A 22,889-nucleotide genomic window follows, 5' to 3' on the forward strand; every position below is an offset into this window, starting at 1 on the left:
CGCCCTCCGCTGGGAGGGCGCCCTTCGCGTTGCTACAGATCGGGATCGGTGAGCTCGGTGAGCAGCTCGTCGAGGTGCTGGGTCAGCCTGCGGGCGTCGGCGGGGGAGATCGTGCTCCACGGGACTCCGCCCGGCGAGGTGCTCCGCGTCTGGAGGTAGCGCCCCGCGGGCGTGTCGAAGAACGCGATCACCCGGTCCGCGCGCCGCCGCTTGCCGTGCTCGTCCCTTGCCGCCGCGCCGAACTGGCCGCGATCACCGACCTCACTGACCACAGTGGACAGTGCGTTCGCGTCCTCGGCCCGGACCCCGTACTGGCGAAGCGCGGCCTCAAGCGCCGCAACAGAATCCCCGGCCTGCGCCGCGGCGGCGTCCAGGTCGGAGCTCGGCAGCGTGATCGAGCGCCCCGGCCCCGCGGGCAGCGGCGGCAGCACCGACAGCGCGGTCCTGGGGAGGCCGTAGTCGGCGACCTGGCGCAGCGTCAGCTGAGAACCTTCAAGCACCGCAAGCACTCCGTCGCTCCCGCGCGCCGCGGCGAGTACCCGCACGCTGCGGCCGAGCCACACGCGGCCGTCGACCTCGCGGTCCGGCAGGGCGAGCACTCCGAGCATCTGCTCCAGCTCGGCATCCAACCGGATCGGCCTGCCCAGACCGCGTTCGCCGATGTCGTCCCACACCGCCCGCTCCAGCTCCGCGCGCTCGCTGTGGGTCTTTCCCGGCGAAGGAACCCTGAGCACCAAAGGCATCTCCGGCAGGCCCAGGTGGTTCCAGAGCACGTCGAACTCCACTGTGGAGAGCACGACCTCCCGGGCAGGGGCCTCGCCGAAGAGCGTCACGACAGCGGGCCCTCCCCGATCACCGGCGGGGCGACCAGGAAGGAGTCGCCGAAGATGTCGTCGGTCTCGACCAGGTAGTCGGCGCGGCGGTGCTCGCGGTCCTCCTCGCGCCTGGTCGAGGCACCGACGAGCACCCCGTCGGAGCGCACCTGCTCGACGCCGACCACGCCGTAGCCGGCGGGTGGCGGGGTGGGACGCGCCGGGGTCGCGGCCGCCGACGCCTGGGTGACCGCGCCGACCGGGCGCTGCTCGACCGGCGGGACCGCGCCGGGCGACGCACTCGCGGAGGCCAGCGAGGTGACTCCGGGCAGTGCCGGGGCCGGACGTGCAGTGGGGGCCGGGTTGAGCTGCGCGGCCGTGGGGGTGGCGGCGCGCGGGCCGGGCGTGATCTGCTTCGCCGCCTGCGACCCGGTGACCGGGCGGCCGGGCTGGCTCGTGGTGCCCCGGCTGACGGGGTTGCGCTGGGTGGGGACGGAGCCGCCACGCGGGCGGGTGACCGCCCTGCCGGTGCCGGGCACCGGAGCCCCGTCGACGCGCGGCTGCACGGGCTCGACTGTGAGCTGCGGCGGCTGGCTGAACTGGCCGAGCGTGCTGGTGTTGGCCGTGGTCTTGCTCTGGTAGGCCGACATCACCTCGACCGCCTGGCGTTCGGCCGACGAGCGCGCGACCTCCTGGCGCTCGTAGTCGGTCTGCCCGCCGAACAGGTGCACCAGGCCGGTCACCAATGCGCACGGTTCCTCGGCGACCACCTTGACCGGCCGCGGCATGTCGGCGCGCGCCTTGCCGATGTGCTCGGCCTGCTGCTCGGCCGACAGGCGCATGGCCTCGGCGCCGGTCTTGGCGTCGCGGGCCCACTGCACCAACGGGTTGAGCTTGCCCTGCGCCGCGTCGGAGGCCTTGCCCTCCCAGCCCGCACCGCCCCGGTTGAGCGCCGCCTTGATGTCCTTGTCGATCTCTTCGAGCGCCTTGGACATCTCGGACCAGCGACGGATCGACGCGGCCGAGGCCGCCGGTCCTGGGCCGCTGTGCAACTGGCGGTACAGCTCCTCGTGCGAGTAGCCCTGCCAGCGATGGTCGGCGTTCATACCGTCGCCTCCTCAGCCGGGAAGTAGGTCAGCAGCCGGACTGCTTGTCGTCCATCAGGTCCCGGTTACCGCGCTCCACGCCCCGGTAGCCGCGTTCGATCTCCTCCAGCGCGAGCACCGCGTTGTTCAGCTGCTGCTGGTACCCCTCCAGCGCGCCGAGCGCGGCCTCACCGCTGTCCACGGAGCGGTCGTTGAACTTCGCGGCCGCCTCGGAGCTGACGGGGTCGCCCGCCCACGGCCGGATGCGCAGGTCCGACCGGGCCTGGCCGACCTCGGGGGTGAGCCGGTCCAGCGCGCGCTGGAACGCCTTGCGCATCGTCGGGATCGCGGCCTTCTCGACCTTCATCCGTTGCTGCCCGGAGCCCCCGGACACCGCTTCCGAGGTGGCGAGCTGGCGGGACAGGTCGCCGTTCGGGGCGTTGGAGAACGGCACGGTGCACTCCCGGTCTCTGCGCGCGCGGATGTCTTGCCGGGGTCACTGTAGCGACTGTGTGTGATCACTTGGAGTGCTTCCCGTGACGAAACCCGGACCGGGCTAGGCACTCAGCGCGTTCGTTCCCTCACTTTGCGCTGATCAGGGTGCTCATGGCGGCTTGGGCAACCTCCTGAGCGCGGGAACACATTTGCTCAAGCGACGGGGGGTGGGCATTGCCGGAGTTCCCGAACTGAACGTCGAGGAACTGGCCGGCGGCAACGTCGACGTCGACGTTGCAGAAGCCGGTCTGGGCGGCGGTGCGCACCACGAGCGCGGGGAAGCCCGCGACCTGTGTCTGGGTGGCGTCGGCCTGCGCGGTCTCGTCGAGCCACACCTCGACGCCCTGCTCGGTCACCAGGCCGATGCGCACCGCGAGCGCGCGCGTGCTGTCCCGGAAGTCGCAGACCTTGGCGTTGCCCATGTTCGGGTTGCGACCGGCCTGCGGCGGGCGGTCCATGCCGAGGTCCTTGCGCTGTGCGGCGGTCAGCAGCTTGCACGGGTCGGCCTTGTCGAGCCTCAGCTCGCGTGGCCGCGGCGGCAGCGTGATCGGCGTCGTGGTGGGCAGCGGCTCGTCCACCCGGGTCCGCCGCTGCTCGTGCGCGCTGATCGCCGGGGCCGACGTGCAGCCCGTGGTCAGGGCGGCGACCAGGAAGACAGTCAGGAGCCCGGCTGTGCGCATGCGACGTACCGTAGCGACCCGGTTTCTCAGGCTCGCAGTGTCCAGACCACGAGCGTCTCCGGGCGGCCGTCGACCTCGATCTCGTTGCGCAGCTTGTGGGACAGGGTGAACCCGCACTTCTCCGCGACGCGGGCCGAGGCCGCGTTGCCCTCGGCGTGGTCGTAGCTGACCTCCTTGAGGTCGAGCGCGCCGAACCCGAAGCGCAGCGCGGCGCCGATCGCCTCCACGGTCGTGCCCCGGCCCCGAGCGAGCGGATGCGCCCAGCACGCGACCTCGGCGGTGCCCGCGTCCAGGTCGAGGTTCTTCAGGCCGACCTCGCCGAGCAGCTCACCCGTTGCCGGCTCGGCGACGGCCCACGAGCAGCGCTCGTCGTCGGCCCACTCCTGGGCGCGCAGCGCGACGTAGCGACCCGCGGCCTCCAGATCCGGCACGTTGTAGTGGTAGACCCAGCGCCGCATCGCCTCGTCCGCGAAGGCGGTCACCAGCGCGGGGCGGTCGTCCAGCCGGTCGTCCGCGCGCAGGGTGCGCAGGTAGTGGTTGCCCGCGTTGATCTCGACGGCGTCCACGGCCTCAGTCCTCGTCGTCGCGTCGCCGGCCCCGGATCTCTCGCCGCACCTCCCGGTGCCGGTCGCGGATCTCCTGGTGCATTTCCCGATGCATCTCCAGGTGCTTGCGGCGCCGCTTCGCCCGCTTGCGCTGCTGCTTCGCGCGCTCCTCCGGGTCGTTCCAGTTCTGGCCCCAGATCGCGCCGAGGAACACCGACAGCGCGAGCGGGGCGAGGAACACCAACCAGGTGTTGAGGATGAAGAACAGCGGGACCATCGCGATCCAGGACACCGCCATGACCCCGGCGGCGATCCGCTGCGCCTTCGACTGCTGCGGGACGTCGAGCTCGTCCGAGCCGGGGTCCGCCGCGACCGCGGGCACCGTCGTGGCCGCGCGGGGGACCATGCCGCTCAGGTCGGGGTGGGGCTCCGGCAGGTCGGCGAAGACCGCGAGCAGTTCGCCCTGGGTCCGCGCGGTGGTGACCTTGGCCGTGCGCTCGCCGTACTCCTCGACGTCCAGCCGCCCGGCCGTGAAGTGCTTGCCGAGTGCTTGGACGGCGGCTTCCCGTTCCGTGTCACCGACGCGGAGCAGGGACGGGTCAGGTTCGCTCACAAGAATGAATGTTAAGCCCGCTCACCGACAACAGGTCAGCCTCCGCCGAACATCAGCAGCAGGACCAGGCCCACGACGACCAGCCCGATGACGAATGAGCCCGAGCCGAAGGTGCCGAGGATGGTCACCACGACGCCGAGCACGATGATCGGCACGGTGATGGCGGCGATCACCCAGGTGCTCGGACCGCGCTTGACCGGCGGGTGCGCGATCTGCGGCTCGTGGGAGATCGGCGGTGGGGTGTAGGCGGTGTAGGTGTCGAGCTGCCGAGGCGCCTCGAAGTTCGGGTGCGGCCCCGGCAGGTCGAGGAACAGCCGGAGCAGATCGCCCTGGGTGCGGGCGGCCGCGGCCTGGGTGGCGCGGTCGCCGTACTCCTCCGGTGTCAGCCTGCCCGCGGTCAGGTGCTCGTTGAGCAGGCGCTCGGCATCGACCCGGTCGGCGTCGCCGATCCGGATGTCCGGCAAGGAAGGGTCACCCACCCTGCCGATCGTACGGCCGGGAGGGTCCAGACCGCAGCATGCGCACCAGCGCGAGCGCGACGAAGACCATCGACGAGAGCACGCCGACGACGGCGACGAGCTGCATCAACCGATGGGACCCGACGCCCCAGAGCACGGTCAGGCCGAACACGCCGACGCAGCCCGTGAGGAAGACCGCGCCCGAGATCGCCAGGGCCTGGACCGGCCCGCCGAGGTCCTGGTGCCGTGGCTGCCGCCCCACGGGCTCCTGCGGGGTGAACGAGATCGACGGCGCGGCGCGGTGGTGCCCCGGCAGGTCGGAGAACAGCGGAAGCAGGTCCGCGGCGCACTTGGCCGTCCCGGCCAGCGCGGCGCGCTCCCCGTACTCCTCTGTGGTGAGCCTGCCCGCTTCGAGGTGCTCGCCGAGCATCCGTTGCGCCTCGGCGCGCTCGGTGTCTCCAATGCGGGTCTGCGGGTCAAGCGGCTGCGTCATGCGCACGACGCTAGCCAGACCGGCGCGGCCCGCCCTCGGCCGTTCGGCCAGTACCGCCTCGTCCGGGTGGCCAGCGGTGATCAGCTCGCATCGGTGACGAAGCCGTCGCGACCTTCGGCGAGGCGCTCCAGCTCGTCCTGCCAGCAGCTCGCGGACAGGCCGTCCGGGGCGGTCTCCAGCAGGACCACCCAGTCGGCGTCCTCCGCGTCGTCCTCGCCGGCGAGCAGCTCCTTGTGGACCGTGCACGGAGCCCAGCCGTCACCGAGCAGTTCCTCGGCGAGCGCCGCGGCGTCGTCCTTGTCGTGCAACACGATCAGCACCGGACTCGGTTCGTCCACTGTGGATTCTCCTGGGCTGGAGGTGTCGTCGAGCAGGCCGCGGGAGCGCAGCGCCTCGCGTAGCGCCGCGGTGTCCGGGACGTGCGCCGCGTCGAGCCCGACCGCGGCCGCGGCCGCGACGTTCTCCGCGGTGTCGTCGCAGAACAACGTGCCCGAAGGGGAGTGTTGCAACACGCGCAGGGCGCGGCGGAACGCCTCCGGGTCCGGCTTGGCCACCCCGAGCCGCGCGGAGGACACCACCGCGTCGACCTCGCGGTCGAGGCCGAGCAGCTCCAGGTCGGCGTCCAGGCGACTGGTGGCGTTGGTCAGCAGCGCGACCCGGCAGCCCCTGCCGCGGACCTCGCGGACCAGCTCCAGTGCCTCCGGGACCAACTCTCCCGGGCGCATGAAAGCGCGCATCGCGGCGCCCGCCGTCTCACCATCCACAGTGGAGTGCGTGGCCGCGAGGCGGTCGCGCGCGGTCTCCCACCACCGCTCGGCGTCGATCGCGCCGACGAGCGCGGGCCGGAGCACGTCCGGGGCGAAGGCCGCCGCGATCAGGCTTCCCCGCGGCAGGCCGTGGTCGTCCTCGATCGGCGCCTCCGACGGGAAGCGCCGCAGTACTCCGTCCAGGTCGAGCAGCAGCAGGCCGGGCCCGCTCAGTCCTTCACCTCGCACAGGACGACACCTTGCCCGACCGCGTCGCCGGGGGCCGCGGTGAGACCGGTGACGGTGCCTGCCTTGTGCGCGGTGACCGGGTTCTCCATCTTCATGGCCTCCAGCACGACGAGCAGGTCACCCGCCTCCACCTGCTGGCCGTCCTCGACGGCGACCTTGACGATCGTGCCCTGCATGGGCGCGGTGACCGCGTCGCCGGACGCCGCGGCCGAGGCCTTGCCGCCCGCGCGCTTGCGGGGCTTGGCCTTCACGGCCGTGCCGCCGCCGTTGCCGCCGATCGCGAGGTCACCCGGCAGCGTGACCTCCAGCCGCCGCCCGCCGACCTCGACCACGACGCTCTGCCGCGGGATCTCCACGTCCTCGGTCCCTGCCGCGCCGCCGAAGGGCTCGATGGTGTTGTCGAACTCGGTCTCGATCCACCTGGTGTGCACGGTGAAGCCGTCCTCGGCGGTGAACGCCTTGTCGCGCACGATCGCGCGGTGGAACGGCAGCACCGTCGCCATGCCCTCGACGACCATCTCGTCCAGGGCGCGGCGGGCGCGCTCGATGGCCTGCTCGCGGGTCTCGCCGGTGACGATCAGCTTGGCCAGCAGCGAGTCGAACTGGCCGCCGATCACGCTGCCCGACTCCACGCCCGCGTCTACGCGGACGCCGGGGCCCGACGGCGGCACGAACGTCGTGACGGTGCCGGGGGCGGGCAGGAAGTTGCGGCCCGCGTCCTCGCCGTTGATCCGGAACTCGATGGAGTGACCGCGCGGCTCGGGGTCGGCGGTGAACCGCAGCTCCTCCCCGGCGGCGATGCGGAACTGCTCGCGCACCAGGTCGATGCCAGTGGTCTCCTCGCTGACCGGGTGCTCGACCTGGAGCCGGGTGTTGACCTCCAGGAAGGAGATCGTGCCGTCCAGCCCGACGAGGAACTCCACCGTGCCCGCGCCGTGGTAGCCCGCCTCGGCGCAGATCGCGCGGGCGGCCTCGTGGATGCCGCGGCGCTGCTCGGTGGACAGGAACGGGGCCGGGGCCTCCTCGACCAGCTTCTGGTGCCTGCGCTGCAACGAGCAGTCGCGGGTGCCCACGACGACCACGTTGCCGTGCTGGTCGGCGAGCACCTGGGCCTCGACGTGCCTCGGCTTGTCCAGGTAGCGCTCCACGAAGCACTCGCCGCGCCCGAAGGCCGCGACCGCCTCGCGCACCGCGCTGTCGAACAGCTCGGGGATCTCCTCCATGGTGCGGGCGACCTTCAGGCCGCGACCGCCGCCGCCGAAGGCGGCCTTGATCGCGATCGGCAGCCCGTGCTCGGAGGCGAAGGCGATGATCTCGTCGGGGCCGCTGACCGGCTCCTTGGTCCCGGGCACCAGCGGCGCGCCCGCGCGCATCGCGATGTGCCGCGCGGTGACCTTGTCGCCGAGGTCGCGGATGGCCTGCGGGGTCGGTCCGACCCAGGTCAGGCCCGCGTCGATGACGGCCTGGGCGAACTCGGCGTTCTCCGACAGGAAGCCGTAGCCGGGGTGCACCGCGTCCGCCCCGGAGCGCTTGGCGACGTCGAGCAGCTTGTCGACGCTGAGGTAGGACTCGGCCGCGGTGGCGCCACCCAGGGCGAAGGCCTCGTCGGCCAGCCGCGCGAACGGCGCGTCCCGGTCGGGATCGGCGTAGACGGCCACACTGGCCAGCCCGGCGTCCCGACAGGCCCTGATCACCCGGACCGCGATCTCACCGCGGTTGGCGACGAGCACCTTGGCGATGGCTCGACCCTGCGTGTCGCTGTGCACTGACACCGCACCTCCTCGTGACGACGCGTCGGTCAACAGACTGGCGCGCGGGCGAGTCTAGGGTCCAGGTGAGGGGCACTACTGGAGAGCAACCTCACGTGCCGCGTGGGCGTCGTTGCTGTCATCGTCGGGAAAATCGAGGGGGTGAGCCGTGTCGTTCGCGCCGAGGTCGGTCATCGTGACCATGTGCGCCTGCGCCGTGGTGACCCTGGTCTCACTGACCATCGCCGCGGTGCGCGGGATGTCCGACGCCGCCCCGGGCTCGCCCCCGAGCTCCTCGTCCTCCTCCGCTCCACCTCCCGGCTCCGGCCAGCTCTACTGCAACACCGGGCCGTGCAAGGTGCTGGCCTCGCAACGGGTCGAGGGCGACCAGGTCGAGCTGCTGGCCGACGCGAGCGGCGGCAACGGCCGGATCCGCGTGGTCCGGGGCAACACCCACAGCATCTTCGAGGTCACCATCGGCCAGTACGCCACGCGGCTGGCCCCGCAGTCGCTGAGCTGCGCGCCCGGCCGCGCCGCGGTCTGCCTGGTCTCGGGCGAGGCGGGGGACACCGTCACGGGGGAGCTGTTCGTGCGCGGGCCGGAGGCGTGGGAGCGGGCCCAGTCGGCCTACGTGGCCACAGCGGGCCTGATGAACCTGCACGACGTGGACGGTGACGGCGTGCCCGAGCTGGTGACCGCGCAGAGCGGCTGTGACAGCGGGGCGACGCTGTGCCGGACCTACTTCATCGAGGTGTGGTCAACCGATACTGAGCAGGTCGGCTGCACCGCGCCGGTGGATCGGCTGGACCGGCTCCCCGGATACCCCTCAGCACTCGCGCCCGCGAAGACCGCGCTGCGCAAGTGCTGAGGGAGCGGTGATCAGGCCGCGACCGGCTCGGAGTCCAGCACGTCGGTGCGCGGGGCGTTGAAGACCTCGTCGTCCAGGGTGCCCTCGCTGCGCGCCACGAGCACCGGGACCACCATCTGGCCCGCGACGTTCGTCGCCGTGCGCATCATGTCCAGGATCGGATCGATCGCCAGCAGCAGGCCGACACCGGCCAGCGGCAGGCCCACCGTGGACAGGGTCAGGGTGAGCATCACCGTCGCGCCGGTCAGACCAGCGGTCGCCGCCGAGCCGACCACGGACACGAACGCGATCAGCACGTAGTCCCACAGCGACAGCGGCACCCCGAAGACCTGGGAGACGAAGATCGCGGCGATGGCCGGGTAGACCGCGGCGCACCCGTCCATCTTGGTGCTCGCGCCGAACGGGACCGCGAAGCTCGCGTACTCCTTGGGCACGCCGAGGTTGTCGATCGTGGTGCGCTGGGTCAGCGGCAGCGTGCCGATCGAGGAGCGCGAGACGAACGCCAGCTGGATCGCGGGCCACGCGTTGGCGAAGAACCTGGCGGGGCTGACCTTGCCGACCGTGCGCAGCAGCACCGGGTAGACCACGAACAGCACCACGGCGCACGCCACGTAGACGGCGATGACGAACGTCGCGAGCGGGCGGAGCACGTCGAAGCCGTACTGCGCGGCCGCCTTGCCGATCAGGCCGAGCGTGCCGATCGGGGCGAGCCGGATCACCCACCACAGCGCCTTCTGCACGACCTCCAGCAGCGAGCGGTTGAAAGCGACGAACGGCTCGGCCTTCTCGCCGACCTTGTACGCGGCGATGCCGATCACCACGGCCAGGAAGACGATCTGGAGCACCTTGCCGTCGGAGGTGAAGGCGTCCACCGGGTTGCTCGGGATGATCCCCTTGAGGAAGTCCACCCAGCTGCCCTGCGTCTTCGGCTTGTAGTTCGGGTCGGGGGTCAGCCCGACGCCCTGGCCGGGGTTGCTGATCAGCCCGGTCGCGATGCCGACGAGCACCGCGACCAGCGAGGTGATCCCGAACCACAGCAGGGTCTTGCCGGTCAGCCTGGCGACCGTGCCGGGCCCGCCGTTGATGTTGCGCAGGTTGGCGATGCTCACCACGATCGCGGTGAACACCAGCGGCACCACGGCGAGCATCAGCAGCTGCACGAAGGTGCTGCCGATCGTGCTCAGTGCGGTGCCAAGCCAGGTCAGGTTGCCGACCCTGGCGACGACGCCCAGCACGACGCCGAGCACCAGGCCCGCGACGATCTGGACCCAGAACGGGATTCTCTTGAGCACGACTGTCTTCCTCGGCTGGTTGATGGGGTGGGTTCGGTGTCGGGGAGCCGCGTCAGGCCGGACAGAGCGAACTCGCCTGCCGTCGCAGATCGACGTGCAGGCGCCTGGTCAACAGAAGCCGAGGAACACTCATGACGCCCTCAACTAACCAGCCGGATGCGCACGAACTTCCTGGTCACGCCAAAGTGTGACGACACCCACCCCCACCGACGCAAGCAGCTTCCTGGTGAGGGGGAGGCTGATCCCGATCACGCTGGACGGGTCGCCGTCGACGCCCTCCACGAACCAGCCGCCGAGCCCGTCCAGGGTGAACCCGCCCGCGACCGCCAGCGGCTCGCCGGTGGTGAGGTAGGCGTCCAGCTCCTCGTCGGTGATGTCGGCGAAGCGGACCGTCGTTGCCGCCGAGTCCTTGGCCCGCGCGACCAGCTCGCCGCCGGAGAACAGCTCGACGGCGTGCCCGGTGAGCAGCTCGCCGGTGCCGCCCGCCATCCGCTTCCACCGCCGCCGGGCGATGTCCACCGTGCCCGGCTTGCCGACGACCTCCGGCCCGTCGCCGAAGTCCATCAGCAGCATCGAGTCGCAGGCGATGACGACCGAGTCAGGGAACTCGGCGGCCACGCCGGGCCGGACGGCCTCCGCCTTGGCCTCGGCGAGCGCGACGACCAGGTCGGTCGGGGTGGGGTCGCCGAGCGCGGCGGTGACGGCGTCCTCGTCCACTCCGGAGACGCGGACGATCGGGTCGATCCCGGCGGCGCCGAGCACGGCGCGGCGGGCGGGCGAGGCTGAGGCAAGTACGAATCGCACGAGCCGCGAGACTACTGCCCCACCCCCTCGGACGATCTTGGCCATTCGCGGGCTTATGGACGTGTTCGAGCGCGCCAGGACGTCCATAAGCCCGCGAATGGCCGGGGGTGGGTCAGAGGGGGAAGTAGTGGGTGACGAGGTGGGTGGCGATGCGGTCGACGAGGTTGAGCTTCTCGGCGTCTTCTGCGGGTTTCAGGTTGGAGACGCCGCGGGGATAGCTCACGTTGCTGGTGATCGTCACCATTCCCATGGACTCCAGGGAACCGCGCACGGCGATGTAGTAGTCCTTGCCGGTCACACTGGTGGTGGGGGCGTTGCCGACGTTGTTGCCGTAGTGCGAGCACTGCTTCGCCGGTCGGTCCGCGACGGTGACGGTCTCCTGTTTGGAGGTGCCATAGCAGTAGAAGCCCGGAGCGAACTCCGCCGATCTGTCCGGGGTCACGGCGAGGGTCACGGTCAGCGTGAAGTCCGGAGTCCGGCCGACGCAGCCCTTGTGCTCGATCTTGTCGACGACGACCAGGATCGGTTCCGCCGCGGTGACCACCCGCATCGCGTCGGCTAGCGCCGCGCACATCGCGTCCTTACCGTCCTCGCTGAGGGCCGAGGCCATGTTCGCGTCGATTCCCCTCGGCGCGGCAACGGCTCTGGGCTTCCGACAAGAGTCGGGGTACGGGTCCCGGGTGATCTGGCACGCCGGATCGGTCACCTCGTCCCACGCGTCCGCCGGGAATCCGAGCCGGGACGGGCGCTGCGGCGCCACGGGCGGAGGACCTGCCAGCTTCGAGCGAACGTTGTTCGCCACCTGGGGGAGCTCCTCGCAGCTCGACGCGCGCAGTGTGATCACCTGAAAGGCGTTGCCGTACGGCTTGGCGACGGGCTCCTGCGCCCATGCGAGGGTGCACGAACCCGAGGCGCCGGAGTTCTGCAGCCCGTCGACACCGCCCAGCCGGACGACCGTCTCCGAGGCATCTCGGGTCCTGGCGACCGGATCGCCGGCAGGGGAGACTTCGATGGAGATCGTCTTGTCCGGGGCGAGTTTCGCGTAGCAGGAGTCGACTCGGTGCTGGTCCGCCCTGAGTTGCGCCGCGTCGCCGCCCGGCGCGCTCGCCAGCAGTGCACAGGTGGGCCAGTCGCCCAAGCCGTTGCCGGGTGAGCGCAACACCGGCTCGGGCTGGGCCAGCCGCTCGACGACGCCGTCGATCACCTCCCGTGGCGTTGCGCACCCGAGTTCCGGTTCTCGCGCCGACGTCGCGCTCGTGACCTGGATCGACGTGGTCGCCGATAGCGGCAGGTTCACCTCGCAGCTGTAGTCGCCGCCAGGGAGGGAGACGCCGGGGGCGGTGGTGTCGAGCTCTTGGTAGGCGAGCACATCGCGGGCAGTGAACGGTGCGGAGTCCATCCGGTCCGCATGGTCGAAGGCCGCGCCGACGTTGAGCCTGACCGTGCGCCGACCGTAGTCGGGTGTGATCACGTCCATCGCGCAGCTGTGCGGACTGCCCTGCTCCGGCGTGCTCGGTGTCAGGGTCGTCGGCACCGCGGCCGACAGCAGCTTGCAGGCATCGACCCTGGCAACCGCCCACTCGGCGGGTTCCTCCGGAATCGGGACGACATCTTTGTCCACTTTGGACAGAGCTTCCCCTGGGACTGTGCTCGTGCACCCCGTCGACAGCAACGCGAGTGCCAGCACGACAGCCGTGATCGGCCGCTTGTTCATCTTTCCCCCGTTGACGATCCGCCGATGCCCCCACATCGGCGCGGTGTTCGGGAGAACATAGGGCAGTGCCCCCGACCTAGGTCTTCACCTAGGTCGGGGGCACCCGGACGGGGGGACCGCTCAGCGTTCGCCGTTGGGCAGCGCGGTCGGCGCGGGCAGGCCGTCGCGTGCGGCGGGCGCGCTCTCGCCACCGGCCGCGGGCAGACCGCCGACCAGGGGGAGGTCGAAGCTGGTCCGGCTCAGGTCCACGGTGATCTTCGGCAGCCGCGACGGTGCGGCGATGTAGGAGTTGTCCGTGCCCCCGATGATCACCGCGAGCTGGTGGCCCGCCGGGATCACGTGGTCGAGCGCGGAGAGCCGGAAGGTCATCGTGTAGCTCTGCCCTGGCTGGAGCGGCTGGCTGCTGCTCAGCGACGAGTAGTTGGACAGGTCGGCCCAGCCACGCGCCAGCACCTCGTGGTCGACCTGCTTGGTCGTGGTCGCGGTGTCCCGGTAACAGGCGTCGTCGCCGTCGCGGTTCTCGCCCCAGCACGACTCCGTGCTCAGCGTCCTGATGCCCTCACCGCTGCCCCGGTAGTCCCGGATCGTGTTGGGGCCGTAGTGAACCAGCGCCGCGGTGAGGTGCGCGCTCGGTGTGGACGAGCTCGCGGTGACGGTCACCGAACCCGTTCCGGAGAGCCGCAGCTCGTTGGCCAGGTTGCCGGTCGTGAACAGCACGCGCGAGGGCGACGCCGCGTTGGGTTGCAACGCCCATGAGTACTCGTTGGTCTGACCGTTGTCGGTGAACTGCTCGGTCTTGCCCGCCGGAGCCGCCTGGGTGCTGAGCTTGCCGAGTCCCGCCGCCGATCCGGGCTGCGGGCGCACGGCGGTGAGCTTGCTCGCGGGCGGCCAGACCTTGTCGGTGCTCCAACGGTCGGGACTGCGCTCGACATCGGCCATCGGCTCGGTGTCGATCCCGTTGGCCACGTTGAGAAGCGTGTGGTCGAACCAGCGGTGCAGCGTGCGCACCCATTCCGCCCTGCGGAAGTCGAACGGGTCGACGTGACCGGTCTGGCTCAGCCAGATCTTGCGCTTCACCCCGTTCTTGGCCAGCGCGTCCCACCACTGTCCGAAGTGGAGGGTCATCACGTTCATGTCGCCGAGGCCGTGCACGACGAAGACGCTCGCCTTCACCTTGCCCGCGTTCGGGACGTGGTTGCGGTCCACCCACATCGGGGTGACGTCGCCGTTGGCGGCGGTGCCCTGGTCCAGCACGGTCTTGGCGTGACCGCAGTCCGAACGCCCGCCGCCCTCGACGGTGCGCGCCAGACCGGAGGGGCCACCGCGCCGGAAAGCCATCCCGTCGCCCCGGTAGTAGTCGTACCAGGAGCTGATCGCACCGATGGGCACGATGGTGCGCAGACCGTCCACACCGGTCGCCGCGACACCGTTGGCGATCGTGCCGTCGTAGGACTTGCCGATCATGCCGACAGCCCCGGTTGACCAGCTCGCCGCGACCTCGGTGCCGCCGGTCTTGCCGCTGTAGCCCTTGCCGCGGCCGTTGAGCCAGTCCACGACCGCCTTGGCGGAGGTGACGTCCGACCGGCCGCCGACGTCGACACAGCCCTCGGACCTGTTGGTGCCCGCGAGGTCGACGAGCACCACCGAGTAGCCACGCGGCACGAAGTAGTTGTCGTAGTACAGCGGGAAGCCGACCGGCCGGCCGCTGGAGTCGTAGGTCTTGCGCTCGGACTCGTTACCGCGTCCGCAGCACGAGTAGTACGGGCTGGCATCCATGATCACGGGGACCTTGGCGGTCGTCTGCGGCCGCACGATGTCGGCCGCGACCCGGTCGCTCACACCGTCGCGGTCGCCGTCCATGCCGATGTCCACCCACACCGTCTCGCGGACCGCGTCGGCGAGCGCGTGCACCGGCTGGGTGACGCCCCCGCTCAAGGCGAACGCGTCCGTCCGCGCCGACGCCGGCATCGCGATCATCGATGTGACCAGGCCCATCAGCCCGACCACCACGCCGATCCGTCTCAGCACCGTGCACCTCCGCCTCGTGATCTGTCTTGACGCTATTCAGCCAGGTGGCACCGGCGGCAGAGCCGATAGTTGTGGGCGGGACTGAGTAGTCGTGCGGATGCGTTCCGCTTTGTCCGGGTCGCACCATGGCGGGATGGGTTCGATCGTCGGGGTGGTGCGCCGTCACCGCTGGCCGCTGTCCCTGTTGGGGGCGGCGCTGGCCGGTGGCCTGGCCGGACTGGTGCTGCTGGGACAGGACAGGACGCGGCCGGAACCGGTCGACAGGGTGCTGCTGGTCCTGGAGTCCACCGTCACGTCGGGACGGCCGCTGGCCGCGGTCGCCGACGTGCTCGAAGGGATCGACCACGTCGACGTGCTCTCCACGACACTGGACCGCCCGTCGCACGCGCGGTTGCGGCTGCGCACCGGGCCCAGCTGCCACCAGGTCGATCTCAACCTGGACCAGCAGCTCACCGTGCTGCACCAGCCGATCGACTGCCCCTGACTCAGAAGCGGTGCGCGGAAGCGCGCCACGCACCCGGTCCGGGATGGTGCGGCCGCCGCAGCAGCGACGCGCGATCCGCCCACAGCGACCGGGTTTCCCGTTCCGGCGCGGGAGCCTGCTGGCTCGCCAGGGCCGTGATGACCGCCGTGAGGGCCGCGAGCTCCACGTCGTCGGGCTCACCCCGGACGACGCGCAGCAGCGGCCGCTTCTCCTCCTCGGCGCTCACAGCGGGATGTTCCCGTGCTTCTTGGGCGGCAGCGTCTCGCGCTTCTCCTTCAACAGGTTCAGCGCCCGCGCCACGTAGCCGCGCGTGTACGACGGCGGGATCACCGAGTCCACGTAACCGCGCTCAGCGGCGACGTACGGGTTGCACAGCGTGTCCTCGTACTCCTGCTGGAGCTTGGCGCGCAACGCGTCGACGTCCTCGCCGCGCTCCGCCGCCTGCGCGAGGGTCTTGCGGTGCACGATGTTGGCCGCGCCGGAAGCGCCCATGACCGCGATCTGCGCCGTCGGCCACGCCAGGTTCACGTCCGCGCCCAGGTGCTTGGAGCCCATCACGTCGTAGGCGCCGCCGTAGGCCTTGCGGGTGATCACCGTGACCAGCGGGACGGTGGCCTCGGCGTAGGCGTAGATCAGCTTCGCGCCGCGCCGGATGATGCCGTTCCACTCCTGGTCGGTGCCGGGGAGGAAACCGGGCACGTCCACGAAGGTCAGCACGGGGATGTTGAAGGCGTCGCAGGTGCGCACGAAGCGCGCGGCCTTCTCGCTCGCGTCGATGTCCAGGCAGCCCGCGAACTGGGTCGGCTGGTTGGCGACGACCCCGACGCTCTGCCCGTCCACCCGGCCGAAACCGATCAGGATGTTCGGCGCGAACATCGGCTGGACCTCCAGGAACTCGCCGTCGTCGAGCACGCGGGTGACGACCTCGTGCATGTCGTACGGCTGATTGGCCGAGTCCGGGATGAGCGTGTCCAGCTCGCGGTCGTCGTCGGTCAGAGAGTCGGCGATCGAGCTCTCGGTCAGTCCGGGCGCGTCGTAGACCGGCGGCTCGGACAGGTTGTTCGACGGCAGGTAGCTCAGCAGCGCCTTGACGTAGGAGATCGCGTCGTCCTCGTCGGAGCCCATGTAGTGCGCGTTGCCGGACTTGGTGTTGTGCGTCCGCGCGCCGCCGAGGTCCTCGAAGCCGACGTCCTCGCCGGTGACCGTCTTGATCACGTCCGGGCCGGTGATGAACATGTGCGAGGTCTGGTCCACCATCACGGTGAAGTCGGTCAGCGCCGGGGAGTACACGTGCCCGCCCGCGCACGGCCCCATGATCAGCGAGATCTGCGGGATCACGCCGGAGGCCTGCGTGTTGCGCCGGAAGATCTCGCCGTAGAGGCCGAGCGAGACCACACCCTCCTGGATGCGCGCGCCGCCGCCCTCGTTGATGCCGACGATCGGCCTGCCGGTCTTGAGCGCCAGGTCCATCACCTTGACGATCTTCTCGCCGTACACCTCGCCGAGCGAGCCGCCGAAGATCGTCACGTCCTGGCTGAACACGCACACCGGGCGCCCGTCCACCGTGCCGTAGCCGGTCACGACGCCGTCGCCGTACGGCCGGTTGCGCTCCTGCCCGAAGTTGATCGAGCGGTGCCGCGCGAGCTCGTCCAGCTCGACGAACGAGCCGGGATCGAGCAGCTTCTCGATCCGCTCCCGGGCGGTCATCTTGCCCTTGGCGTGCTGCTTCTCGACGGCGCGTGCGGATCCGGCGTGCACAGCCTCGTCATTGCGGCGGTACAGATCGGCGAGCTTGCCGGCAGTGGTGTGCGTGTCCGGCTCCGTGCTCGGTGCCTCGCCGATCGGCTCGGTGGCGCTGCTCATGACCTGGGAGCGTATCCACCGGGGCCAGAGGTGGTTACCGATGCGTATTCCACGTCACTCTCCGGTGCCTTCTGAAACGTTCCACCTCGCCGTGGGCCGGCGTCGCGGTGCCCGTTTCGCACTCATAACGGGATCTGGGAGCAGACATTCCCCTCCGCTATGAGCACGAAACGGCGGCCCTTGGCGGCGTTGTTGACCGCTCACGCATAGATCTTCTTGTGCGCCAAGAGTTCGTGTCGCGGTCAGGCGGGTGTGGCTCGGAGGATGCTGATCGAGATCGGGAACTCGCACCGCCGCACCGCGTCCAGGCGCAGGCCTGCCGCCGCGAGCAGCTCCCTGAACTCCTCCTCGGTGCGCTCCTTGCCCGTGGTGCACACCATCATGTTCAGGTCGCTCATCACCACGAACGGTTCCGCGGCGAAGTCGTTGACGCCCGACGGCATGATCTGTTCGACGATCAGCAGCTCGCTGTCGGGGCGCATCGCCCGCGCGCAGCTGCGCAGGATCCGGATCGCGCTCTCGTCGTCCCAGTCGTGCAGGACGCTCTTGAGCACGTACGTGTCGTGGCCCTCCGGGACCGACTCGAAGAAGTCGCCAGGCACGATCCGGCAGCGGCCCGCGACCCCGGCCCCGGTGAGCACCGGCCCCGCCTCCGCAAGGCCCATGGGCAGGTCGTAGAGCGTGCCCGTGACGTGCGGGTTCGCGGTCAGCAGGCCCGCGATCAGCGTGCCGTTGCCGCCGCCGACGTCGACCAGTGTCGTGGTCGCCGACAGGTCGCAGTTGGCGACCACCACCGGGTTCTGCGTCGCGGTCGTCTCCGCCATCGCGCCGTTGAAGTGGACCTCCGCCTCCGGGTGCGCGGCCAGCCACTCGAACGGTGTGCTGCCGTACTCCAGCTCGATGCCCGAGCGGCCGGTGCGCACGCTCTCCGCCATGCGTCCCCAGGACTTCCAGGTCGGTTCGCCGCCGTAGGTGAGAGCCAGGTTGCGCACCGAGCCCGGGACGCCTTCCCGCAGCACCTCACCCGCGCCCGTGAGCACGTAGAGGTCCTTCTCCGTCTCCTTGACCAGGCCGATCTGCGCGGCCCCGCGCATCAGCCGCTTCAACGACGGTTCGTGCACGTCGAGGGCGGTGGCGAGCTGACTCGTGGTTCTCGCGCCCTCGGCGAGCGCGTCGGAGATCCCGAGCTTGGCGACGGTGTGCACGACCTGCGCCGGGCAGAAGGCGAACAGCATCCCGATGACGTATCCGCGATCGGCATCGGATCCAGCGAGCAGGTCTTGGGTGTTCATGCTCGACCCTGCGAGCAAGTCTTCGGTGTTCATCGGTTTCCTCTCCTCGCCGAGGGCCTCGCCAGAGAATGTCTCCCAGCGCGCCCCAACCCGCTCGCCGAGCGGTTACCCGAAAGAGTGTCCACAGTGGACGCGATGGTCGTTGGTGCTCGTCCGGACGTCGGCGACTACCCTGAGCAGGCGTGATCGCCGATCTCGCTCCCTTGCCCGCGGACGCGCTGCGCGCCGAGCTGCTGGCCCCGAACGGGCCGTTCACCGCGCTGGACGTGCTGACGCGCACCGGCTCGACCAACACCGACCTCGCCGACGCGGCCAGGAACGGGGCCCCGGACCGGACCGTGCTCATCGCCGAGGAGCAGACCGCGGGGCGCGGCCGCAACACCCGGCCGTGGACGTCCCCGGCGCGGGCGGGCATCCACGTCTCCGTGCTGCTGCGTCCCGCCGGGGTGCCGATGCCCCGGCTCGGGTGGCTGATGATGCTCGGCGGGGTCGTCGTCCAACGCGTCGTCAGCAGGCTGTGCGCCGTCGAGGCCGTCGTGAAGTGGCCGAACGACCTGCTGATCGGACCCGATCGGGCGAAGTGCTGCGGGGTGCTCGCCGAGGCGGTCGTCGGGCAGGACGGGCCCGCGGTGGTGCTCGGGATCGGTCTGAACGTCCACCAACGGGCGGATGAACTTCCGGTGGGTCCCGGCGGCTTGCCGCCGACCTCGCTGGCCATGCAGGGCTCCGCCTGCCTGGAGCGCGACCGCATCCTCGTCGAGCTGCTGCGGGAGCTCGACAGCGCGGAGCGGCTGTGGCGCGAGCACGGCGGCGACCCGGTGCGCAGCGGGCTCATCGACCGGTATCGCCAGGTCTGCGGCACCCTGGGGCAGCAGGTCCGGGTCGAGCTGCCCGGCAGTGACGGGCGGAACCGGTTCCTGCACGGCGTCGCCGAGGACATCGACGCCGACGGCAGGCTCGTGGTGCGCGCCGCCGACGGGTCGGCGCAGCCGGTCTCCGCGGGCGATGTCGTCCACCTGCGCCCGGCTACTCAGCCCGAGTGAGTCGCTAGGGGCCGTGGAGGCGACGCGAGTACCGTGATCGCCGCGTCCCGCACACCAGGAGGAGTCCCGTGGCCTACCCGGACGATCTGCTTTCCGACGACGAGCAGGTCGTGGTGCACAAGCACCCGCACTGGAAGATGCTGATCATCCCGGTGATCGTGCTGCTGGTCGTTGTCGGCGGTGGCCTCTACCTGGCCGCGCTGGTGCAGGAGACCGAGTGGCGGATGGCCGGTCAGATCGCGATCGCCGCCGTCGGCGGCATCCTGATCGTCTGGCGCGTGCTCGCCCCGTTCGTCCGCTGGCGCACCACCCACTTCGTGGTGACCACCCACCGGCTGATGGTCCGGGAGGGCGTGCTGAACCGGAGCGGCATCGACCTGCCGATGTCCAAGATCAACAGTGTGCGCTCGGACCAGTCGCTGAGCGACCGGCTGTTCCGCTGCGGCACGCTGGTCGTCGAGTCGGCCTCCGACGAGCCGCTGGAGTTCGACGACATCCCCCAGGTCGAGCGCGTGCGCACGCTGCTCTACCGCGAGACCAACGACGACCCGAACGACGACTACGTCCGCAGGCAGGGTCGCTGATGGGCGCCCGCGAGGTCGGCCTGCCGACGCGGTCGGTGCCGCTGGAGTCGTTCTACCCGCAGCGGGTGACGATCTGGGAGGTCGGCGCGCGCGACGGCCTGCAGAACGAGCAGACCGTGGTGCCGGTCGCCACCAAGCTGGAGTTCCTCGGCAGGCTCGCCGACGCCGGGCTGACCACGCTGGAGGCGACCAGCTTCGTGCACCCGAAGTGGGTGCCGCAGCTGGCCGACGCCGAGGAGCTGCTCGCGGGCCTTGACCACCGCGCCGGCGTGGAATACCCGGTGCTGGTGCCCAACGAGCGCGGCCTTGACCGCGCGCTCGCCGCGGGCGTCGGCCACATCGCGATCTTCGCCAGCGCCACCGAGACCTTCGCCAAGCGCAACCTCAACCGCACCCTCGACGAGCAGTTCGAGATGTTCGAGCCGGTCGTCACGCGCGCGCTGGCCGAGGGGCTGCGGGTGCGCGGCTACATCTCGATGTGCTTCGGCGACCCGTGGGAGGGCGACGTCGAGCCCGAGCAGGTGCACGCGGTCGGCGAGCGGCTGCTGGACATGGGCTGCTGGCAGCTCTCGCTCGGCGACACCATCGGCGTCGCGACCCCCGGCCTCGTCGAGGACGTGATCGCGGGCTTCGACGAGATCGACCGGCTCGCGGTGCACTTCCACGACACCTACGGCCAGGCGCTGGCGAACACGCTGACCGCGCTGCGCTGCGGTGTGTCCACTGTGGACTCCTCGGCCGGTGGCCTCGGCGGGTGCCCGTACGCGGAGTCGGCGACCGGCAACCTCGCGACCGAGGACCTGGTGTGGGCGCTGGACGGGATGGGCATCGAGCACGGTGTCGACCTGGACGCCCTCGCCGCGACCAGCGCGTGGATGGCCGAGCAGCTCGGCAGGCCGAGCCCGTCGCGAGTGGTGCGGGCGCTCACCGGATGACCGCCGCCTCGCGGGTCGTCTGGAGCGCCGGTGCTCCGCTCGGACTGCTTGCCCTGCAAGGGGATCGCGGCGTCGGCTGGGTGGCCCTCGCCCCGATACCGGACTACCCGGGACTGGCGCGTTCGCAGGTCTCCAAGCCGGTGGACCGTGACGAGGACCTGTCCGAGGTGTGGTCGGTGACGTGCTCCTCCGTTCACCGCGCCGCGCGGCGGCAAGGCGTGGCTGATGCGCTGCTGGCGGCCGCTGTCGAGCACGCGCGGGAAGCGGGCGCGCGAGTGGTCGAGGGCTGTCCGGTGGGCACCGAAGGGGTCAAGCGGGATTCCGGCTCGCTGTACCAGGGAACGCTGAACCTGTTCCTGGCCAACGGTTTCGAGCTTGTGGAGCGGCGCGGCACGCGTCGGGCGCTCGTTCGTCGTGCCGTGGCATGACCGAATGGGTCGCACCGTCGCCGGTGCTGCGCTGGGCCGAGTCCTACCCGGTGCTGACCTGGCAGGCCGACCGGCCCTGGCTGGCGATCTCCTCCGGGGTGCACGGCGGTGGGATCGGTGAGCGCTCGTGGGTGGTCAACGCGACGGTCGGCTCCAACTACGACCGCGACGATCCCGCTGAGCACGTGGCCGAACTCGCTGCTGTGACAGGACTTTCCGGTTCCGGCACGGGTTTGCTGACCGCCGTCGACGTCCGCCTCGCGGTGACCACTCCGGACAAGGGAGTGGTGGCGTCCGTGACGACCGGGGTCGGGCTGCACCCCACGTGGGCGGCAGCGAAGGAGTCCACAGTGGACACCTCACCCGGAACGATCAACGTGGTGTGCTGGCTTCCGGTGCGGATGTCCGAGGCCGCGCTGGTCAACGCCGTCGCGACCGCCGCGGAGGCCAAGGCGCAGGCGCTGGGTGAGGCCGGAGTGCCGGGAACCGGGACCTGCACGGACGCGGTTGTGTTGCTGTGCCCCACGAACGGGCCCGCCGAGGCTTACGGCGGACCGCGTTCGCGACTCGGTTCGGCGATGGCGCGTGCGGTGCACGCCTCGATCGCGGAGGGACTGCGGGTGAAGTTCCCGCGCTACGAGCCGTGGACCGGGCCGTGATCAGGCTTTGACGCTCTTGCTCTCCCTGCGGATCGGGCCGGTCACGTCGCCGGTGTGGATCTGCACCTGGGCGTAGGTCCGGATTCCCTTGTGGTTGCGGGTGGTCACCCTGATCCGGTCGGTCTTGCCCTTCTCGCAGCTGAAGTTCGTGTAGCCGCGCCGCGGGTTCGGCGAGTCCTCGAACACGTAGAGCGTGATGCTCCGGCAGCCCTTGGGCACCGAGGAGATCTCCGCCCACGCCTCGAAGTTGCCGCCGTTGACGCGGATGCAGGCCTTTCCGCCCTTGTAGTCCGAGCCGTTCCACTTCCAGCCGCACTGCCACGCGGGCGCGGCGGAGGCCGGTGCCACGGCAGTGAACGCTCCACCGACCGCCAGCAGGACTGCGAGCAGGGTCGAGCCGATTCTGTTCGACATGACCCCAGCCTGTTGCGCGCCGAGAGCTGGCCGCAACTGTTTCGGCTCTACCCGGCGGTAGTGGGCTCAGGAGCCGTCGCGGGTGCCGAACATGCCGGTGAAGGTGAAGCTCATGACGCGTTCTCCGTCCCGGAGCGCGGAGCCGGTGATCTCCACCAGCCCCAGGTTCTCCCGGCTGCGCGAGCGCCGCGCGGAGATCACTTCGAGCTGGCACCTCAGCACGTCGTCGGGGAAGACCGGAGCGGCCCACGACAGGTCCTTGCCGCCGGGCGAGCCCTGCGAGGTCGAGTCCGCCAGCACGTGGTCGACGTACTGGCGCATCCACAGCGACGCGGTGAACCAGCCCGATGCGCACAGCCCGCCGAGGACGGAGTTGCGGCCCGCCACCTCGTCGAGGTGGAACGGCTGGGGGTCGAAGCGCTCGTTGAACGCCAGCATCTCGGTCTTGTCGATCACGACCTCACCCAGGTCGATGACCGTTCCCGGCGTCAGGTCCTCGTACGCGATCGTTGCCATGGCCAGATCCTCACACAGCGACTTGTGACACCTCTTCGCTT

The 22,889-nt window shown here is 70.7% G+C and carries 27 protein-coding genes; 7 read left to right on the forward strand and 20 right to left on the reverse strand.

Annotation, left to right across the window (positions count from 1 at the left end; genetic code table 11):
• Positions 1-32: 32 nt before the first annotated feature.
• The 10 genes from ACFFQA_RS12250 to ACFFQA_RS12295 all read right to left on the reverse strand — a co-directional run bounded on the left by ACFFQA_RS12250 (position 33) and on the right by ACFFQA_RS12295 (position 7,942).
• The gene (locus ACFFQA_RS12250; RefSeq protein ID WP_377851906.1) at positions 33-833 is read right to left on the reverse strand and encodes an ESX secretion-associated protein EspG; all 801 of its coding nucleotides are present in this window, start codon (positions 831-833) and stop codon (positions 33-35) included.
• Positions 830-1,918: a PPE domain-containing protein gene (locus ACFFQA_RS12255; protein ID WP_377851907.1), complete on the reverse strand. Its 1,089-nt coding sequence runs from the start codon at positions 1,916-1,918 to the stop codon at positions 830-832. The genes ACFFQA_RS12250 and ACFFQA_RS12255 overlap by 4 nt, the downstream gene beginning before the upstream one ends.
• Positions 1,919-1,946: 28 nt before the next feature.
• Positions 1,947-2,351, reverse strand: a complete 405-nt coding sequence (locus tag ACFFQA_RS12260) for a transcriptional regulator (RefSeq protein WP_377851908.1) — start codon at positions 2,349-2,351, stop codon at positions 1,947-1,949.
• Between the two features lie 127 nt (positions 2,352-2,478).
• Positions 2,479-3,072: a DUF3558 domain-containing protein gene (locus tag ACFFQA_RS12265; protein WP_377851909.1), complete on the reverse strand. Its 594-nt coding sequence runs from the start codon at positions 3,070-3,072 to the stop codon at positions 2,479-2,481.
• Between the two features lie 26 nt (positions 3,073-3,098).
• Positions 3,099-3,638, reverse strand: a complete 540-nt coding sequence (locus ACFFQA_RS12270; RefSeq protein WP_377851910.1) for a GNAT family N-acetyltransferase — start codon at positions 3,636-3,638, stop codon at positions 3,099-3,101.
• Between the two features lie 4 nt (positions 3,639-3,642).
• Positions 3,643-4,230 carry a DUF1707 SHOCT-like domain-containing protein gene (locus ACFFQA_RS12275; protein WP_377851911.1) on the reverse strand — a complete coding sequence of 196 codons (588 nt, stop codon included), beginning with the start codon at positions 4,228-4,230 and terminating at the stop codon, positions 3,643-3,645.
• A 35-nt stretch (positions 4,231-4,265) separates the two neighbouring features.
• Positions 4,266-4,709 (reverse strand): DUF1707 SHOCT-like domain-containing protein, encoded by a 444-nt coding sequence (locus ACFFQA_RS12280; RefSeq protein ID WP_377851912.1) that lies wholly within the window; start codon positions 4,707-4,709, stop codon positions 4,266-4,268.
• Positions 4,702-5,181, reverse strand: coding sequence for a DUF1707 SHOCT-like domain-containing protein (locus ACFFQA_RS12285; RefSeq protein ID WP_377851913.1), 480 nt, complete (start codon positions 5,179-5,181; stop codon positions 4,702-4,704). The genes ACFFQA_RS12280 and ACFFQA_RS12285 overlap by 8 nt, the downstream gene beginning before the upstream one ends.
• 80 nt (positions 5,182-5,261) lie before the next feature.
• Entirely contained in the window at positions 5,262-6,176 is a 915-nt protein-coding gene (locus ACFFQA_RS12290) for an HAD family hydrolase (RefSeq protein ID WP_377851914.1), read from the reverse strand.
• Positions 6,158-7,942, reverse strand: coding sequence for an acetyl/propionyl/methylcrotonyl-CoA carboxylase subunit alpha (locus ACFFQA_RS12295; protein WP_377852262.1), 1,785 nt, complete (start codon positions 7,940-7,942; stop codon positions 6,158-6,160). Before ACFFQA_RS12295 ends, ACFFQA_RS12290 begins: the two co-directional genes overlap by 19 nt.
• Before the next feature lie 151 nt (positions 7,943-8,093).
• On the opposite strand from ACFFQA_RS12295, the gene ACFFQA_RS12300 reads away from it, so the two are divergent.
• Positions 8,094-8,792, forward strand: coding sequence for a hypothetical protein (locus tag ACFFQA_RS12300; RefSeq protein WP_377851915.1), 699 nt, complete (start codon positions 8,094-8,096; stop codon positions 8,790-8,792).
• Between the two features lie 11 nt (positions 8,793-8,803).
• Here the strand turns inward: ACFFQA_RS12300 and ACFFQA_RS12305 are convergent, their stop codons facing one another.
• From ACFFQA_RS12305 to ACFFQA_RS12325, 5 genes are all read right to left on the reverse strand, one after another.
• Positions 8,804-10,084 (reverse strand): dicarboxylate/amino acid:cation symporter, encoded by a 1,281-nt coding sequence (locus ACFFQA_RS12305; protein WP_377851916.1) that lies wholly within the window; start codon positions 10,082-10,084, stop codon positions 8,804-8,806.
• Between the two features lie 52 nt (positions 10,085-10,136).
• Positions 10,137-10,217, reverse strand: a complete 81-nt coding sequence (locus ACFFQA_RS12310; RefSeq protein WP_377852264.1) for a putative leader peptide — start codon at positions 10,215-10,217, stop codon at positions 10,137-10,139.
• 11 nt (positions 10,218-10,228) lie between these two features.
• A complete protein-coding gene (locus tag ACFFQA_RS12315) occupies positions 10,229-10,888 on the reverse strand; it encodes a Maf family protein (protein ID WP_377851917.1) in 660 nt (219 codons plus the stop codon).
• A 112-nt stretch (positions 10,889-11,000) separates the two neighbouring features.
• A complete protein-coding gene (locus ACFFQA_RS12320) occupies positions 11,001-12,602 on the reverse strand; it encodes a hypothetical protein (RefSeq protein ID WP_377851918.1) in 1,602 nt (533 codons plus the stop codon).
• 120 nt (positions 12,603-12,722) lie between these two features.
• Positions 12,723-14,579, reverse strand: a complete 1,857-nt coding sequence (locus tag ACFFQA_RS12325) for a Xaa-Pro dipeptidyl-peptidase (protein ID WP_377852266.1) — start codon at positions 14,577-14,579, stop codon at positions 12,723-12,725.
• A 184-nt stretch (positions 14,580-14,763) separates the two neighbouring features.
• Here ACFFQA_RS12325 and ACFFQA_RS12330 point away from each other — a divergent pair, with 184 nt between their 5' ends.
• Entirely contained in the window at positions 14,764-15,114 is a 351-nt protein-coding gene (locus tag ACFFQA_RS12330; RefSeq protein ID WP_377851919.1) for a hypothetical protein, read from the forward strand.
• Between the two features lies 1 nt (position 15,115).
• On the opposite strand, the gene ACFFQA_RS12335 is transcribed toward ACFFQA_RS12330, so the two are convergent.
• The 3 genes from ACFFQA_RS12335 to ACFFQA_RS12345 form a co-directional block, all read right to left on the reverse strand.
• On the reverse strand, positions 15,116-15,340 hold the full coding sequence (locus ACFFQA_RS12335) for an acyl-CoA carboxylase subunit epsilon (protein WP_377851920.1): 225 nt from the start codon (positions 15,338-15,340) through the stop codon (positions 15,116-15,118).
• Positions 15,337-16,977, reverse strand: a complete 1,641-nt coding sequence (locus ACFFQA_RS12340) for an acyl-CoA carboxylase subunit beta (protein ID WP_377851921.1) — start codon at positions 16,975-16,977, stop codon at positions 15,337-15,339. Before ACFFQA_RS12340 ends, ACFFQA_RS12335 begins: the two co-directional genes overlap by 4 nt.
• Before the next feature lie 242 nt (positions 16,978-17,219).
• A complete protein-coding gene (locus ACFFQA_RS12345; RefSeq protein ID WP_377851922.1) occupies positions 17,220-18,302 on the reverse strand; it encodes a methyltransferase in 1,083 nt (360 codons plus the stop codon).
• 149 nt (positions 18,303-18,451) lie between these two features.
• Here ACFFQA_RS12345 and ACFFQA_RS12350 point away from each other — a divergent pair, with 149 nt between their 5' ends.
• From ACFFQA_RS12350 to ACFFQA_RS12370, 5 genes are all read left to right on the forward strand, one after another.
• Positions 18,452-19,312, forward strand: a complete 861-nt coding sequence (locus ACFFQA_RS12350; RefSeq protein WP_377851923.1) for a biotin--[acetyl-CoA-carboxylase] ligase — start codon at positions 18,452-18,454, stop codon at positions 19,310-19,312.
• Between the two features lie 68 nt (positions 19,313-19,380).
• Positions 19,381-19,896 carry a PH domain-containing protein gene (locus ACFFQA_RS12355; RefSeq protein ID WP_377851924.1) on the forward strand — a complete coding sequence of 172 codons (516 nt, stop codon included), beginning with the start codon at positions 19,381-19,383 and terminating at the stop codon, positions 19,894-19,896.
• Positions 19,896-20,831: a hydroxymethylglutaryl-CoA lyase gene (locus tag ACFFQA_RS12360; protein WP_377851925.1), complete on the forward strand. Its 936-nt coding sequence runs from the start codon at positions 19,896-19,898 to the stop codon at positions 20,829-20,831. The genes ACFFQA_RS12355 and ACFFQA_RS12360 overlap by 1 nt, the downstream gene beginning before the upstream one ends.
• Complete coding sequence (locus tag ACFFQA_RS12365) at positions 20,828-21,259, forward strand: GNAT family N-acetyltransferase (RefSeq protein ID WP_377851926.1); 432 nt, start codon at positions 20,828-20,830, stop codon at positions 21,257-21,259. Before ACFFQA_RS12360 ends, ACFFQA_RS12365 begins: the two co-directional genes overlap by 4 nt.
• Positions 21,256-21,918: an adenosylcobinamide amidohydrolase gene (locus ACFFQA_RS12370; RefSeq protein WP_377851927.1), complete on the forward strand. Its 663-nt coding sequence runs from the start codon at positions 21,256-21,258 to the stop codon at positions 21,916-21,918. The genes ACFFQA_RS12365 and ACFFQA_RS12370 overlap by 4 nt, the downstream gene beginning before the upstream one ends.
• On the opposite strand, the gene ACFFQA_RS12375 is transcribed toward ACFFQA_RS12370, so the two are convergent.
• Positions 21,919-22,332 carry a hypothetical protein gene (locus ACFFQA_RS12375; RefSeq protein WP_377851928.1) on the reverse strand — a complete coding sequence of 138 codons (414 nt, stop codon included), beginning with the start codon at positions 22,330-22,332 and terminating at the stop codon, positions 21,919-21,921.
• Positions 22,333-22,398: 66 nt separating this feature from the next.
• A complete protein-coding gene (locus ACFFQA_RS12380) occupies positions 22,399-22,848 on the reverse strand; it encodes a MaoC/PaaZ C-terminal domain-containing protein (RefSeq protein ID WP_377851929.1) in 450 nt (149 codons plus the stop codon).
• Positions 22,849-22,889: the final 41 nt, after the last annotated feature.

It is taken from the genome of Allokutzneria oryzae, assembly GCF_042429765.1.
Lineage (GTDB): Bacteria > Actinomycetota > Actinomycetes > Mycobacteriales > Pseudonocardiaceae > Allokutzneria > Allokutzneria oryzae.

Excerpts from the sequence above, each read along its gene's own strand:
- ACFFQA_RS12320 (WP_377851918.1), bottom strand. The coding sequence starts at position 12,602 with ATGAACAAGCGGCCGATCACGGCTGTCGTGCTGGCACTCGCGTTGCTG.
- ACFFQA_RS12365 (WP_377851926.1), top strand. The coding sequence starts at position 20,828 with ATGACCGCCGCCTCGCGGGTCGTCTGGAGCGCCGGTGCTCCGCTCGGA.
- ACFFQA_RS12285 (WP_377851913.1), bottom strand. The coding sequence starts at position 5,181 with ATGACGCAGCCGCTTGACCCGCAGACCCGCATTGGAGACACCGAGCGC.
- ACFFQA_RS12325 (WP_377852266.1), bottom strand. The coding sequence starts at position 14,579 with ATGATCGCGATGCCGGCGTCGGCGCGGACGGACGCGTTCGCCTTGAGC.
- ACFFQA_RS12255 (WP_377851907.1), bottom strand. The coding sequence starts at position 1,918 with ATGAACGCCGACCATCGCTGGCAGGGCTACTCGCACGAGGAGCTGTAC.
- ACFFQA_RS12370 (WP_377851927.1), top strand. The coding sequence starts at position 21,256 with ATGACCGAATGGGTCGCACCGTCGCCGGTGCTGCGCTGGGCCGAGTCC.
- ACFFQA_RS12380 (WP_377851929.1), bottom strand. The coding sequence starts at position 22,848 with ATGGCAACGATCGCGTACGAGGACCTGACGCCGGGAACGGTCATCGAC.
- ACFFQA_RS12345 (WP_377851922.1), bottom strand. The coding sequence starts at position 18,302 with ATGAACACCGAAGACTTGCTCGCAGGGTCGAGCATGAACACCCAAGAC.
- ACFFQA_RS12360 (WP_377851925.1), top strand. The coding sequence starts at position 19,896 with ATGGGCGCCCGCGAGGTCGGCCTGCCGACGCGGTCGGTGCCGCTGGAG.
- ACFFQA_RS12375 (WP_377851928.1), bottom strand. The coding sequence starts at position 22,332 with ATGTCGAACAGAATCGGCTCGACCCTGCTCGCAGTCCTGCTGGCGGTC.
- ACFFQA_RS12265 (WP_377851909.1), bottom strand. The coding sequence starts at position 3,072 with ATGCGCACAGCCGGGCTCCTGACTGTCTTCCTGGTCGCCGCCCTGACC.
- ACFFQA_RS12330 (WP_377851919.1), top strand. The coding sequence starts at position 14,764 with ATGGGTTCGATCGTCGGGGTGGTGCGCCGTCACCGCTGGCCGCTGTCC.
- ACFFQA_RS12310 (WP_377852264.1), bottom strand. The coding sequence starts at position 10,217 with ATGAGTGTTCCTCGGCTTCTGTTGACCAGGCGCCTGCACGTCGATCTG.
- ACFFQA_RS12340 (WP_377851921.1), bottom strand. The coding sequence starts at position 16,977 with ATGAGCAGCGCCACCGAGCCGATCGGCGAGGCACCGAGCACGGAGCCG.